13 protein-coding genes are annotated in these 13996 nt (G+C 42.8%); 8 read left to right on the top strand and 5 right to left on the bottom strand.

The window, feature by feature from the left end; all coding sequences use genetic code 11:
- The first annotated feature begins 363 nt into the window (after positions 1 to 363).
- On the top strand, positions 364 to 1929 hold the full coding sequence (locus tag WAZ74_RS08720) for an FAD-dependent oxidoreductase (RefSeq protein ID WP_422307898.1): 1566 nt from the start codon (positions 364 to 366) through the stop codon (positions 1927 to 1929).
- A gap of 187 nt (positions 1930 to 2116) precedes the next feature.
- On the opposite strand, the gene WAZ74_RS08715 is transcribed toward WAZ74_RS08720, so the two are convergent.
- Entirely contained in the window at positions 2117 to 2794 is a 678-nt protein-coding gene (locus WAZ74_RS08715; protein ID WP_422307896.1) for a TIGR00730 family Rossman fold protein, read from the bottom strand.
- A 393-nt stretch (positions 2795 to 3187) separates the two neighbouring features.
- On the opposite strand from WAZ74_RS08715, the gene WAZ74_RS08710 reads away from it, so the two are divergent.
- The gene (locus tag WAZ74_RS08710) at positions 3188 to 4033 is read left to right on the top strand and encodes an alpha/beta fold hydrolase (RefSeq protein WP_422307933.1); all 846 of its coding nucleotides are present in this window, start codon (positions 3188 to 3190) and stop codon (positions 4031 to 4033) included.
- A gap of 34 nt (positions 4034 to 4067) precedes the next feature.
- Here WAZ74_RS08710 and WAZ74_RS08705 read toward each other — a convergent pair whose 3' ends face one another.
- The gene (locus WAZ74_RS08705; RefSeq protein WP_422307894.1) at positions 4068 to 4763 is read right to left on the bottom strand and encodes a putative quorum-sensing-regulated virulence factor; all 696 of its coding nucleotides are present in this window, start codon (positions 4761 to 4763) and stop codon (positions 4068 to 4070) included.
- A 222-nt stretch (positions 4764 to 4985) separates the two neighbouring features.
- Here WAZ74_RS08705 and WAZ74_RS08700 point away from each other — a divergent pair, with 222 nt between their 5' ends.
- Positions 4986 to 5585 (top strand): M23 family metallopeptidase, encoded by a 600-nt coding sequence (locus WAZ74_RS08700; RefSeq protein ID WP_422307892.1) that lies wholly within the window; start codon positions 4986 to 4988, stop codon positions 5583 to 5585.
- A gap of 146 nt (positions 5586 to 5731) precedes the next feature.
- Here WAZ74_RS08700 and phoR read toward each other — a convergent pair whose 3' ends face one another.
- The 3 genes from phoR to dtd form a co-directional block, all read right to left on the bottom strand.
- The gene (gene phoR, locus WAZ74_RS08695; protein WP_422307890.1) at positions 5732 to 6835 is read right to left on the bottom strand and encodes a phosphate regulon sensor histidine kinase PhoR; all 1104 of its coding nucleotides are present in this window, start codon (positions 6833 to 6835) and stop codon (positions 5732 to 5734) included.
- A 116-nt stretch (positions 6836 to 6951) separates the two neighbouring features.
- On the bottom strand, positions 6952 to 7656 hold the full coding sequence (gene phoB / locus WAZ74_RS08690; protein ID WP_422307888.1) for a phosphate regulon transcriptional regulator PhoB: 705 nt from the start codon (positions 7654 to 7656) through the stop codon (positions 6952 to 6954).
- Positions 7657 to 7805: 149 nt separating this feature from the next.
- Positions 7806 to 8261, bottom strand: coding sequence for a D-aminoacyl-tRNA deacylase (gene dtd / locus WAZ74_RS08685; protein WP_422307886.1), 456 nt, complete (start codon positions 8259 to 8261; stop codon positions 7806 to 7808).
- A gap of 134 nt (positions 8262 to 8395) precedes the next feature.
- Between dtd and asd the strand changes: the two genes are divergently transcribed.
- From asd to pstB, 5 genes are all read left to right on the top strand, one after another.
- The gene (gene asd, locus WAZ74_RS08680) at positions 8396 to 9229 is read left to right on the top strand and encodes an archaetidylserine decarboxylase (RefSeq protein WP_422307884.1); all 834 of its coding nucleotides are present in this window, start codon (positions 8396 to 8398) and stop codon (positions 9227 to 9229) included.
- A 304-nt stretch (positions 9230 to 9533) separates the two neighbouring features.
- Positions 9534 to 10679, top strand: a complete 1146-nt coding sequence (gene pstS / locus WAZ74_RS08675; RefSeq protein WP_422307882.1) for a phosphate ABC transporter substrate-binding protein PstS — start codon at positions 9534 to 9536, stop codon at positions 10677 to 10679.
- A gap of 180 nt (positions 10680 to 10859) precedes the next feature.
- The gene (pstC, locus tag WAZ74_RS08670; RefSeq protein ID WP_422307880.1) at positions 10860 to 11810 is read left to right on the top strand and encodes a phosphate ABC transporter permease subunit PstC; all 951 of its coding nucleotides are present in this window, start codon (positions 10860 to 10862) and stop codon (positions 11808 to 11810) included.
- 109 nt (positions 11811 to 11919) lie between these two features.
- Positions 11920 to 12834 carry a phosphate ABC transporter permease PstA gene (pstA, locus tag WAZ74_RS08665; protein ID WP_422307878.1) on the top strand — a complete coding sequence of 305 codons (915 nt, stop codon included), beginning with the start codon at positions 11920 to 11922 and terminating at the stop codon, positions 12832 to 12834.
- A gap of 103 nt (positions 12835 to 12937) precedes the next feature.
- A complete protein-coding gene (pstB, locus tag WAZ74_RS08660) occupies positions 12938 to 13855 on the top strand; it encodes a phosphate ABC transporter ATP-binding protein PstB (RefSeq protein WP_422307876.1) in 918 nt (305 codons plus the stop codon).
- Positions 13856 to 13996 lie beyond the last annotated feature (141 nt).

Genomic DNA, 13996 nt, shown 5'->3' with positions numbered 1-13996 from the left:
AATATAACATATGCTTCTAGATAGTCGTTTCTATCACCCTATAAACTTACAAAAGCACATAAAGATTACAAATTGGGCGAACTTACATATCCTATCTTATAGTTTATCATAGCTATTCGTTGACAAAACTCATGTATCCACTTACGTATTTGCCATCCTATTAGTTGTAGTTTTTCGTACAATATAGCCATGTAGATTAAGAATTACTACACAATGGAAAATATGACCATTGAGGCTTATTATGACTGTTGAACTTGACTGCCTCTGCACGCATATCAGTATACATAAGCCAGCTAATGAATATGCCAAGTACCGCTTTACATAACACTTGATGCAAATGCTATTAAGGATATAAACACGAAAATGACTCACTCTTTTATGATAAATCAAGCGCATTCCACCAAACGTGTCGGTATTCTTGGTGGTGGCACGGCAGGGGCAACGATTGCTATCCGCCTTGCGGCGTTAGGGCTTGAAACTTATGTATTTGAAAAAAATAAATCGCTGATTGACGGTCCGCCGATGTGTCATCTGCATGCCGGTGGCAATCTATATCGTGAAATTCCTGACGAAGACTGCGTCGCACTGCTCAAACAATGCATTGATATCTTACGTCTTTATCCTTATACCATCGATGTACGCCCAACGGTATTTGCCGTTCCGACCCGCGATGCAGGCTTGCCCGAAGATTTGCTGCCGCGTCTTGATATATTGACCGACGCTTATCGTGAGCTTATTGAGCAAGATGCCAATAACAAAGTACTGGGCGAACCTGAAGATTATTATCAGTTATATAATCATGAGCAACTGATTGAGCTGTCTGAGCGTGAGCAAGTCCTAGTGCCTCATACGGTTGACGAGTGGATGATACCAGTCGCTAAATATCTGGATTTAAATAAAGTCAAATTTCCACTGATTGTCGTACAAGAATACGGCTGGAATATCTTTCGCTTAGCAGCCTCTGCACAATTGGCATTAGAAGGTTATGAGCATGCCCATGTCTTTACTGACACTCAGGTTAAGCAAGTGATGCCTGTCGATTGTGAAAACTGCTCAAACGCTGACCATCATGTCACTAAGTGGCGTATTGATTATCAGCAAGCTGCTTCTTCAGAGCCTAATGGCAAATTTGAGTCTATCGAAGTTGATTACTTAATCAATGCTTGTGGCTTTCGTACGGGTGTGATCGACGATATGGTCGGCGTAAAAGTCACGCGTATGGTCGAATTTAAATCCTCTTATATTACCCACTGGGGTGACACTGGCGGACAGATACCAGAGATTATCGTCTATGGCAATCGCGGTACACCAGAAGGGATGGCACAGCTAACCCCTTATCCGGGTGGCTATTTTCAGATACATGGCATGAGTAAATTTATCACGCTGTTTGATGATGGATTGGTTGCTTCTAGCAAAGACAGCGCCCAACCTGAATTGCCTCAGCAATACGTGCACTATATCGAAGATGGCTGGGATAAAGCGCCTCTACAAGCGCGTAGCCAGCAAGCTATTGATTACGTGGCTGAGTTTGTACCGACCTTCCATAGTGCGCGTACGGTTGGTAATGCCTTATATGGTGGGCAACAAATTCCCGGTGAGGACGATACCTTGCGTGTCGCCGATGTGAGTTTGTATTCTAATATACGCTATGCGCGCGCTGAGAATGTCAAAGCGTCATCAACGTTAATAGCGGCGGATCAAATTGTCGATGAACTGACAGCGCTCGGCTTGCTTGATGATGATACGCAAGCAGACCGGAATCGCTATGCTCACGAATGGGCGTATTTAGTGCATAACGATAGCATGGCTATTGATACGCTTGCCCGTACTTTAGCTAAAGAACGCGGCTTTCCGCTAGCGATGGCTGGCGTAAATCATAGTATTTGCGAGATGGAATTAGATGATTTAAACGCCACTGAAATGCAGTAAGTTGTTAGCTATTAATGGTCGCTATCATCTATCAAGATTGGTAGTGAGCTATTCTAAAAAACTATGAAGAAAAGGAGAGAATGGCTCACTATGAGTCATTCTCTCCTTTTTAGTATAACTAACAGTAGCTTTTTTCTAATGCTATTTTCTTTCAAGATATTGTCATAAACATTATTTATGTTAGCTTTTAATTGCCAGCCATTTTTTCAGTATCGACAGCGTCGTCTATTTTTACCAGTGTCTTTAGCAGGTCAATGGCTTCGTTAATCGTATTACAAACTACCAAGCGCTCAAGGTCTTCTTGCTTCATAAAGCCTTGGTCAGCGGTATATTTTAAATGCTCAATCATACGATCGTAGAAGCCATTAATATTAAGAATAATCATCGGCTTTTCATGCTGATACAATTGACGCCATGTGGCAATCTCCATGATTTCTTCTAAGGTTCCAAGCCCCCCTGGTAAAGTAATAAAGGCATCGGCATATTCTGCCATTACTGTTTTGCGCGTGTGCATGGTATCGGTCAGATGTAGACAAGTTAGCTGCTCATGGGCAATCTCGTGCTTTAGCATAAAGGTTGGAATCACACCGACTGCTTGTGCGCCGCCTCGAATGACTTCATCCGCGACTGCACCCATCAAACCGATACTTGCACCGCCATAAACCAAGCCCATGCCATTGTTTGCCAACGCAAGGCCAAGCTCGCGCGCCGCTTGCTCATATACCACATCATTACCCAAACGCGAGCCACAATAAACTGCCACCAACGGCATCGTTAATTTTGATTTATCCACCGCTTTTTCAATATTGGTAATATCTTGACTGGTAATCACTTCATAATTGGTATTATTAATTTTCATTTGCATAAAGCTTCCTTAATACGACTTAAAATATTATTTTGACTTGATAGTTTTTAAAGTTATTTTTTACAGTTCTAGAATACTCTACAATAGTTTTCAACGATATATGAATTGCCCATCATTAAGACAAATACTATTAAGCATAATTGTCAGCATTTATCTTAACACAAGCCATCCTATCTCGTGTTAATGGCTATTTAACACTACGCAATTACTACATTTTCGTAAGCTCTAATAGCTACTTTGACGTCCATAAATCACTGTTAATGAAGTATTTATAATCAACAAAAATGATAGAGCCCATCTGGATAACAAAAGGTATAACCACACGTGCAACTTTCTTTAGATCAACAAGACATAACTACCAACGCTAATATCGACATTTACTCACTGACCATAATGACTGAGCGTAATCAAGTGCTAACCGCCACCGTTTACCATCCTATAGCAGCTGTAAAAAAAGCCGTCATGATCGCCCCTGCGACTGGTATCAAGCGTCAGTTTTATCACAATTTTGCCCATTATTTAGCAGAACAGGGCTTTGGTGTGCTGACCTTTGATAATGAAGGTATCGGTGAATCGCTCACTACCGATTTGGCAAAATGTGATGCTTCTTTAATCAGCTGGGGCCGTCATGACATGCCAGCTATCCTCGATGCTTTGCAGGACGAGTTTGCCGATGCCACTTACCACTTAATTGGTCATAGCGCCGGTGGTCAGCTGATTGGCTTGATGCCCAATTACCAATCTATTGCTTCCGTATTTAATGTCGCCTGCTCATCAGGTCGTATCAAAAACATGGATATGCCTTATAAGCTAAAAGCAATGGGTTTTATGGATGCCTTTATCCCACTCACGAACTTGGTATTAGGTTATACGCCTTCGGATAAAATCGGCATGGGCGAACCGCTACCGCGTGGCGTCGCTCGTCAATGGCGCGAATGGTGCAATGGCGCAGGTTATATCAAAACGGCGCTTGGCAAAAGTATCCACACTCACTTTTATGATGACATTGCCATGCCAGCATTATGGCTAGGCTTTAGCGATGACGAGATTGCCAATAGCAAAAATATGGATGACATGATTCGCGTATTTACGCAAATGCCGGTTGAAAAACGCTTTTTAAATCCGCAAGATTTTGGGCTAAACCATATCGGTCATATGCGTTATTTTAGTAGTAGAACCAATGCGAAAGCACCTGAGCTATGGCAAATGGCGATTGATTGGTTGAAAAAGCAGCAATAGATTCAATACTCCATTTAGCTTCAAATCAATCTATTTAATCTTGCGACTTTACTGTTTCCTCTTCTGCTTTGATACGCTTAGTCAATGCCGAATAAAGCGACGGCTGCATATTATGGATATTACCGAGCATCCATTTAACATAGCTGATGGGCACTTCTTTAATCAGCTGTCCTTTATGTTTACCAAATGGCATTTTACTCACAGGATTGGCTTTATTGGAGATAGCATGGGCAGCCACAAAATCCGTCGGCGCAATCTCTAAACGCTCGCAGCAAGCCTGATAGAGTAAATAACACATCCGTGCATCACCCAACGCGTCATGGGCGGCAATCGTCATTCTACTCGCCTCACCCTTGCCTAATAATTGCTCAATACACTTGGACTGACCATAAGCACTCCATTCGGGAAACGCCACACGCGCCAGTCTCACAGTACAGATCAGCTTGGCAGAGGGACTGCCAATGACACGCCAATCAAAGCGTACATTGTGACCAATTAAGTACTGTGGTAATTCAAAATCATCCAATTCAAAACGTTCAAGCCCAGCCACATCATTATCAGTGATACCATGAATTCTAGTGACGACTGCTGATATCGAGCGCCCACTATTAAAGTATTTCATCCACTCAAAACCAGTAGCCACATTAATCGTCGCCACTTGGATAGGTCGTGGGTCACGACCTTGATCAGTTTCAGTATCAATAATAAGTGCAGTGTCAAAAGTAGTCATAAAAAGTCAGTCATAGAGTGTGATTCATAGAAAATCATTAATAAAAAACCAACCATTAATAACAGCGTTGATAGTTTAGTAGCAGCGTTTTATCAGATAAAACAATAATACTGCACTTATATTTATGGGGATAAAAACCAGAGATAACAATGCGATACAAACGTTAAAAGACAAGACCAATATAATATTAGTGAAAATAACACAATAAATAAAGAGATATTGATGCAACTAAACGAAGGAAGTCAGTCGCCGCAACCAGCACAACCAACATTGATAAGTCGCGTGTTAAAGGTATTGATTAAGGCTGCTTTGCTACTAGCACTATTGTTTGTATTCGATAAACTTTTACCGAATATTGGCCAACAAACCCAGTCATTTGTGGTGGCCAAATGGCAACAGATTAGTTTGTTACAGCAAGAACTGCCTACAGAAAACAGCCTACCAAGCCCGCTACCAGACCGTCATTTAACCGACACTTGGGGCGGCGCTCGTAGCGAAGGGCGCTCACACGAAGGCATTGATATTTTTGCCCCGCGTGGCACGCCAATTGAAGCGACTACGCAAGGGATCATTAGCAAGGTTGGAGACGATAGATTGGGTGGACGCGTGGTAGTCGTCGTTGGACCCGGCGGCGCAGGACATTATTATGCGCATCTAGAAGACTATGCTGACATCTCTCCTAATGATTGGGTCAATACAGGCGATATCATCGGTTATGTTGGTGATAGTGGTAATGCTAAAGGCACGCCGCCGCATGTTCATTATGGCATTTATATTAATGGCAGCGCAGTGAACCCTTACCCACTTTTGCAAAAAAATTAAGCCAGTTGCAAAACTTATAAATTAAAATACCCTAATATTAATTCATAAAAACCATTTATCAGATAAGGAAAAATTAACGATGAAGCAGATATTTTCATTGGATTAACAATGCACTATTTATAGCTATCAAGAGATCCACTTTGGTATCAACTCGTCGCTGCTGAGCGAATATGGGCAGCTGGAAACACCATACTAAAGGTCGACCCTACTCCTTCTACTGACTCAATTTGTAAGTTAGCTTCATGCTGATACAAGACGTGTTTTACGATTGCTAACCCTAATCCTGTACCGCCTGTGGCACGGCTACGACCTTTATCGATACGATAAAAGCGCTCAGTCAAACGCGCGATATGCTCAGGGGCAATCCCAATTCCATTATCTTCGACGGCAAATCGGCAGCCTTCTGCTGTCTTGGTCCAACTAATAGCTATATTGCCACCCTTCGGCGTGTATTTAATGGCATTAATGACTAAATTGGATAACGCACTATTTAGGTACATCTCGGAGCCTTGCAGACCGTCATAAGTGTCTATCTGCAAGTGAATGGTATGCCCATATTCTTGGTTATACGCCTGCGCATCATCATAGACATGGGTAAGCAGTTTGGTCATATCAATGTAATTGAGCTCATGAGTCTCTTCGATTTCAATTCGAGATAACAGTAATAAGTCATTTACTACTCTATTCATGCGAGCCGTCTGCTGGGTCATTAGCTCAAAACCACGTCGCCAATGCGCTGGCATATCAGGTTGATCTGAGAAATTCTCTAGATATCCCATCATCACCGTCAATGGTGTACGTAACTCATGCGAGACATTTGCCACAAAGTCGCGGCGCACCTCTTCCAAATGCTGCAAGCGCGTCACATCATAAATAATCAGTAGTTTTTCGTCACCAAAGGGCGTGAGCTCACATTTCAGATAGCGATTAGGATCGCGCCACGAGACGATATGTATACCCTCATGGACGTCGGTGTTAGGTGTCATTGCCGCCTGATAGTATTGACGAAACTCAGGCACCCTAATAAAATCAAAGATGTGCTTGCCCTTATCGGCTGATTGCAATAATAACAAATCTTCTGCTGCCTGATTCCACCACTCCAAGCCATCATCGTCATTGAGCAAAATCACGGCATCACGTAAGGCTCTTAAGGCGCTTCTTATTTTTTTAAGTTGGTCGGTTGTATTGTGCTGGGAGATTGGCTCTAATTTGCCTTGTTGATCATTTTCCATTGGCATTATTTTGCTCATTCATCGTTTTTCCCACTATTAGCTACATTCTATTAGGTTTCGATTACATGACATTTTTTATTAAATGACGTTTTTTATTAAGTAACATTTTTTATCAGATTACAACTTTATAGTTATTAACTCGATTCAATTAGGCTAGAAAATCGATAACCCGTACCGCGTACCGTTTGAATTAACGTATGACAATCATAAGGTTGTAGTAATTTTCGTAAACGCCGAATGTGCACATCAATCGTCCGGTCTTCAATATAAACATTGCCGCCCCACACTTGATCTAGCAGCTGTGCCCGCGTATAAGCACGCTCTGGATGACTCATAAAAAACGCCAATAATCGATATTCTGTCGGGCCCATCTCGATGATTTTATCATCAACCATAAAACGCTTACCTTTGGGGTCTAGGCTTAGCTTGCCTATTTCGATCGGCTTATCGCCACCAAGCGCACTACTGCGCCGCAATACCGCTTTGATTCTTGAGATTAATTCACGGGTAGAGAAAGGCTTCGTCATATAATCATCGGCGCCAGCATCGAGACCGTGAACCTTACTATCTTCTTCACTTTTGGCAGTCAGCATAATGACCGGTATCTCAGCGAGCAGCACATCATTTTTTAGCATACGGCAAAAATCAATACCGCTTTTATCTCCAGGTAGCATCCAATCGAGTAAAATCAGCGCTGGCCTATGATCTACCACTTGCTGATGCGCCTCTGACACGTCGGCGGCCTGCAAACTCTCAAATCCAGCCATCTCCAGCGTCATGACGATCATCTCACGAATCGCCGATTCATCTTCAACAATCAAAATTTGCTCATTATACATACGGCATTCTCGGTGTTAGAGGATAACATTCAACCTATCAGAAAAGGCAATAAACGCGCGCGTTAGCTTCTCCCTATTAAACGTATTAATTATGACAGCTTGATGACATTTACTTTAAACGTCTCCTACCTAATATCAATCCCAATTGCTTAATTAACTTCTAATAAAAAGTTTAGTGGTCCATCATTGACACTCGCAACTTGCATATCAGCGCCAAACTGCCCCGTTGCAACGGTAGGATGCTGGGTCTTGGCATAATCAACCAGTTGTGCAAACAATACCTGAGCAGCATCAGCTGCCATCGCGCCGCCAAAATCAGGGCGACGACCTTTATCGGTTTTTGCCATCAAGGTAAATTGTGATACCAGTAATAATCCACCACCTACTTGCTGAACATTTTTATCAAGCTTACCGTATTTGGCTGGATCGTCATCATTTTCAAAGAGTCGATAAGTCAGGATTTTATCGACCATCCGCTGCGCACTTTGTAAGTTATCATCGTGACCCAAACCAATATATGCCAATACTCCATGCTGAATGGAGCCAATGCAGCAGTCATCGACAGTGATACTAGCATGATTTACCCGCTGAATAAGTGCTTTCATTACTTACTTCCTTTAACGATTATGGTCATACAGTCAGCTGCTGACCATGATAAAATGCAACTATCTATTATTTTCTAGAACACATTTTTTTATTTCAATAACTGCTTCTTTAACTACTTCTTTGGTCCTCTATTATGAATGTATTTACTACCTTACAACAGTTTGTACCGCAGCAAAAAATCAGTAAAGCGGCTGGACGCTTAGCGGCTAGTCGTCATCCTTGGGTCAAACGCGCTTTCATTCGTAGCTTTGCTAAAGCGTATGATGTTAGCTTAGATGAATATGAGCGTCAAAGTTTAAACGCTTATGAGAGCTTTAATGATTTTTTCACCCGTGAGCTCCAAGACGATGCTCGCACTATCGATACCGCTGTCAACGGTATAGTCAGTCCTGCTGATGGAATGATATCTCAGCTTGGGCAACTCAATGACCATAAGCTCCTACAAGCCAAAGGTCGTGACTATGATATCGGGCAGCTACTGGCTGACAATGCTGACGGCGATTATTTTGCTGATGGTAGTTTTGCCACTGTCTATCTCGCGCCAAGTAATTACCACCGTGTCCATATGCCATTTGACGGTACATTGACCAAAACCCGTTATGTCCCTGGCACCCTATTTTCGGTTAATAATACGACGGCAGCCAACGTGCCAGATTTGTTTGCTCGTAACGAACGTCTCGTGTGTTTGTTTGATACCGCCTATGGTAAAGCGGCTGTTGTGATGGTCGGTGCAATGATTGTCGCTGGGATTGAAACAGTGGCGACTGGCAAAATCACACGTACCGATGACATTCAAGAAGCCGATCATGACATGAGTTTTAAGAAGGGTGACGAGCTTGGACGTTTCTATTTAGGCTCGACCGCGATTGTCGTACTACCAAAAGCGGCAAAAACTGATTGGCAAAATGCCATGAAGCATGGCTCAACAGTACAAATGGGTCAATTGCTAGGCGCTGCTAAGGTTTAATCTTATTTAGTTAAGTCAAAAAACGCTTTTAACGAGTAGCATTGGTAAATATGAGCATAGTCAGTAATAACATTACTGGCTATGCTTTTTTTGTGCCTGCTCTTTTATCATAGTCTTTTTTATCACCATCTTTTTATAAGCCGCTATTTTTTAATAAAACGCTTGATGTCATCAAACTGTCATATTCATTTGGCACACTCTCCTTATTAACCGTAGAGCATCATTTCAGCAAACCTCAGAAAACCATGGTCATGGTTGTTTATAAATGCTTGATACTCAAAATTGATTAATTTTAGGAGAAATAATGCGTTATTCATTAATAGCTATAGCAGTCGCTAGTACCTTTACTTTAGCTGCTTGTAATCAATCAACCACTAGCAATGAAAGCAATGAGCCTGCCCCAACAGCGCAAGCAACCACGGCTTCTAGTAGCGATTCCAATGCTAAGTCAGCTGAAAATGTATCGATGAGTATTACCGGCGCTGGTGCTTCTTTTCCGCAGCCTATCTATGCTAAGTGGTCAGATGCCTACAATAAAGCCACAGGTGGTCAAGTTAACTATCAGTCTATTGGCTCATCTGGCGGTATCAAACAAATCGTTGCGAAAACGGTTGATTTTGGCGCTTCTGATGCGCCAATGACACCAGACGAGTTAAACGAAGCGGGTCTGATTCAATTCCCAACTGTCATAGGCGGTGTAGTACCTATCGTTAATATTGATGGTATTGAGCCCGGTCAATTAAAGCTAGATGGTGAAATGCTTGCAGACATCTATCTTGGCAAAATAAGCAACTGGAACGATCCTAAAATTGCTGCCATGAACCCCGATTTAACCCTTCCTGACGCTGCTATTACCACGGTATTCCGCTCAGACGGTTCGGGCACAACCTTTAACTTTACCGATTATCTAGCCAAAGTTTCAAACGACTGGAAAGACAGCGTTGGCGTCGATAAGACCGTCAAATGGCCAACGTCAACAACTGGTGCGGGCGGTAAAGGTAACGAGGGCGTTTCAAGCTACGTCACACGTATGAAGAACTCTATCGGTTATGTTGAATACGCTTATGCGAAGCAAAACGGCATGGCTCACGTGGCTCTTAAAAACGCTGCAGGTAACTTTGTTCAACCTTCTGCCAAAACCTTTGCTGCTGCTGGTGATATCGATTGGTCACAACAAGAAGGCTTTTATAAAGTCATTACTAACTCTGAAACAGAGGAAGCATGGCCAATCGCTGCTGCCACTTTTATCTTAGTACATAAGCAGCCACAAGACGCCAAGCAAGTCGCTGGTGTATTAGCATTCTTTGATTGGGCATACGGTCAAGGTGGCGATGATGCTTTGGCACTTGACTACGTTCCCTTCTCTGACACTGCCGTTACTTTATTTAAAGCAAAATGGAATGAGGTCAAAGGCAGCGACGGCCAACCTGTCTATAAGCCTGCACCGTAACCTGTTTATCCTAGTGATTGCATAATCACTGTCGAGCCAACCTCTCAAACCACTATTCTCCGGTATGGGTTTGAGAGGTTTTATCACAGAAAATTTAAAGATTTTTTTAAGTTTGTTGTGATAAAACCTCATTGACTCTTTTACTATTTTGACTTGATTCTATTCAACGCTGAGACACTTATGAATGATTTAAGGTCCCAATTGGCAAAACAGAAACGCTACGATGTCGTTTTTGTGAATGCCACCAAAGCATTTGCCATCTTGGTTTTATTATCACTTGGCGGCATCTTGCTCTCGTTAATTGTGGGTGCTTGGCCAAGTATCACCGAGTTTGGGTTGGGATTTTATACCAGCAATAACTGGGATACGGTGAACGATCAATACGGTGCGCTCGCGCCCATTTATGGGACGGTCGTCACCTCCTTTATCGCGATCTGTATTGCCGTTCCCGTCAGCTTTGGGATTGCTATTTTCTTAACAGAATTATGCCCCAACTTTTTGAAAAAGCCCTTAGGTATTGCCATTGAGCTATTGGCGGGCATCCCGTCTATTATTTACGGTATGTGGGGATTGTTTGTATTTGCGCCATTTTTTGGCGATCACATTCAGCCTTGGTTTATTGAAAATATTGGACCCTTGCCTATTATCGGTAAAGTATTTACCGGTGCGCCGATGGGACTGGGTATGTTTACCGCCTCATTAATACTGGCGATTATGATTATTCCTTTTATTGCCGCCACCATGCGCGATGTCTTCTCTGTAGTACCTGACTTATTAAAAGAATCCGCTTACGGCATGGGTGCTACCACGTGGGAAGTCATGTTCAAAATTATCTTGCCTTATACCAAAGCCGGCGTAGTTGGTGGCGTGATTCTGGGGCTTGGACGCGCATTAGGGGAAACGATGGCAGTGACCTTTTTGATTGGTAATGCCTTTAATATCAGCCCAAGCCTATTCACTTCTGGCGTAACCATTACATCGGCATTGGCTAACGAATTTGCGGAGGCTTCAAGTGAGCTGCACTTAGCGTCATTACTGCATTTGGGATTAATCCTGTTTGTCATTACCTTTATCGTGCTATCGATATCTAAGCTGATGCTCATGCGTATTGATCAAAAAGCTGGCAATTAACCGTAGTTAGTACCTAGCTACTACTGATATTGGTTAGCTGCTAGATAACTGGCAATATTTACATCGACTATTTACAAGCACTATCTGCCCCAAAAAGGATAAACGTCTGATGACTTTAGCAACGCTCACTACTCCTACTGCCCAGACTAGCCAGCCTGCTTCAAGCTTTGACGAGCGCTATGACAAGCGCTTATATAACAAGCGTCGTTTTATCAATAGATTGGGGCTTGGTTTTGCTCTATCAGCGATCGCCTTTGGTTTGTTTTGGCTGGTTTGGATTTTGATTACACTGTTCGTTGAAGGCTTTCAAGGTTTAATTAGCATGCCTGTTTTTACAGCAGATACGCCGCCACCGATGGGAGAAGGTGGTCTGCGTAATGCCATTATTGGTTCGGTGATGCTGGCTTTTTCAGGTTTAGCGATTGGTGCACCCATCGGGATGATGGCAGGCATATATTTAGCTGAATTTTCACATGGCAGCCTGTTAGGTAAAGTGACTCGATTTTTAAATGATATTTTACTGTCTGCACCATCCATCGTCATTGGTCTGTTTATTTATGCGTTGATGGTCAAAGGACAAAGCTTTTCAGGTTGGGCAGGTGCATTGGCATTAGCGTTAATTGTGATCCCCATTGTCGTACGTACGACGGAGAACATGTTAAATCTTGTGCCTAATACCCTGCGTGAAGCAGCCTATGCACTGGGTACACCGAAGTGGAAGCTGGTCAGTACGGTCACGCTTAAAGCCGCCAAAGCCGGTCTGACCACAGGCGTACTGTTAGCGTTTGCTCGTATTACCGGTGAGACTGCGCCGTTACTATTCACCGCGTTAAATAACCAATACTTTAGTACCGATATGAGCCAACCGATGGCCAACCTGCCGACGACTATTTATCAGTTTGCCATGAGCCCGTATGACAACTGGCATGCATTGGCTTGGGCGGCGGCACTACTGATTACCGCGACGGTATTACTGTTAAATATTGCGGCGCGCTTTATCGGTGGTAAAGATCATACGAGATAGCTAGTTATTAAAAACTGCTTATCTAAAGAGAGACTAAGTAGCCAATTTATAGCGCGCGTTTAGCACCCATATTGACAATATTCTAAAATAATTGGATACGATTATGACTGATGTACTAGAAAGAAAAGCCGCTAAGCAGAAAACAGATAAAAATAATATCAAAGGTCGTTTACTAGGTCAGCCAACGGCTACTAATAGCCAGCAAAAGCAACCAGATAGCGCTCATCTGACCAAACAAACCATGGCGGATATGCCTGACAATATGCCGCCTGCTAAGATTGCTATTCGAGATTTAGATTTTTATTATGGTGATTTTAAAGCGTTAAAAAACATCAATATCGACATTCCAGAAAAAAATGTAACTGCGTTTATCGGTCCCTCAGGCTGCGGTAAATCAACGCTATTGCGCACGCTTAATCGTATGTATGACTTATATCCTAACATGCATGCCGAAGGTCAAATCACCCTTGATGGTCACAACATTCTGGCGAAAGAGATGGATGTCAATCTGCTACGTGCGCGGGTCGGTATGGTCTTTCAAAAACCTACGCCGTTTCCCATGTCAATCTATGACAACGTAGCGTTTGGCGTACGTCTATACGAAAAGCTAAGCAAAGCAGAAATGGACGAGCGTGTCGAGTGGGCATTGAAAAAAGCGGCATTATGGCTCGAGGTCAAAGACAAACTTAAGGCCTCGGGATTGTCATTGTCAGGCGGTCAACAACAACGGCTTTGTATTGCCCGTGGTGTGGCAACCAAACCTGAAGTATTGCTGTTAGATGAGCCAACCTCAGCGCTTGACCCTATCTCTACCGGTGCTATTGAAGATTTGATTACCGACTTAAAAAATGACTATACGATTGCTATCGTAACGCACAATATGCAGCAGGCCGCGCGCATATCCGACTACACCGCTTATATGTATTTGGGTGACATGGTAGAGATGGGTGAAACCGATCAAATATTCACCAACCCAGCACAAAAAGCGACAGAAGATTATATTACCGGGCGTTATGGCTAAGTTGCTTTTATTTCTAAAAATTATTTAAAGAAGTTGTTTAGAGCGGTCATTTATATTAGTTATAGTCGATACCCAATAAAACAGATACGTTATTTTTCACGCGAGACTAGGATGAGTTTTTCTGGCTTGCTGTGCCTACGC

Origin of the sequence: Psychrobacter sp., from assembly GCF_049295055.1 — a bacterium.
Lineage (GTDB): Bacteria > Pseudomonadota > Gammaproteobacteria > Pseudomonadales > Moraxellaceae > Psychrobacter.
The sequence above is the reverse complement of the archived record's forward strand: the minus strand, read 5'-3'. Positions and strand labels throughout refer to the sequence as shown.

Bases quoted from the DNA above. Each gene is read 5' to 3' on its own strand.
- phoR (WP_422307890.1), bottom strand. From the start codon at position 6,835: ATGAGCAAAATAATGCCAATGGAAAATGATCAACAAGGCAAATTAGAG.
- WAZ74_RS08710 (WP_422307933.1), top strand. From the start codon at position 3,188: ATGACTGAGCGTAATCAAGTGCTAACCGCCACCGTTTACCATCCTATA.
- pstA (WP_422307878.1), top strand. From the start codon at position 11,920: ATGACTTTAGCAACGCTCACTACTCCTACTGCCCAGACTAGCCAGCCT.
- dtd (WP_422307886.1), bottom strand. From the start codon at position 8,261: ATGAAAGCACTTATTCAGCGGGTAAATCATGCTAGTATCACTGTCGAT.
- WAZ74_RS08720 (WP_422307898.1), top strand. From the start codon at position 364: ATGACTCACTCTTTTATGATAAATCAAGCGCATTCCACCAAACGTGTC.
- WAZ74_RS08705 (WP_422307894.1), bottom strand. From the start codon at position 4,763: ATGACTACTTTTGACACTGCACTTATTATTGATACTGAAACTGATCAA.
- pstC (WP_422307880.1), top strand. From the start codon at position 10,860: ATGAATGATTTAAGGTCCCAATTGGCAAAACAGAAACGCTACGATGTC.
- WAZ74_RS08700 (WP_422307892.1), top strand. From the start codon at position 4,986: ATGCAACTAAACGAAGGAAGTCAGTCGCCGCAACCAGCACAACCAACA.
- pstS (WP_422307882.1), top strand. From the start codon at position 9,534: ATGCGTTATTCATTAATAGCTATAGCAGTCGCTAGTACCTTTACTTTA.
- pstB (WP_422307876.1), top strand. From the start codon at position 12,938: ATGACTGATGTACTAGAAAGAAAAGCCGCTAAGCAGAAAACAGATAAA.
- phoB (WP_422307888.1), bottom strand. From the start codon at position 7,656: ATGTATAATGAGCAAATTTTGATTGTTGAAGATGAATCGGCGATTCGT.
- asd (WP_422307884.1), top strand. From the start codon at position 8,396: ATGAATGTATTTACTACCTTACAACAGTTTGTACCGCAGCAAAAAATC.
- WAZ74_RS08715 (WP_422307896.1), bottom strand. From the start codon at position 2,794: ATGCAAATGAAAATTAATAATACCAATTATGAAGTGATTACCAGTCAA.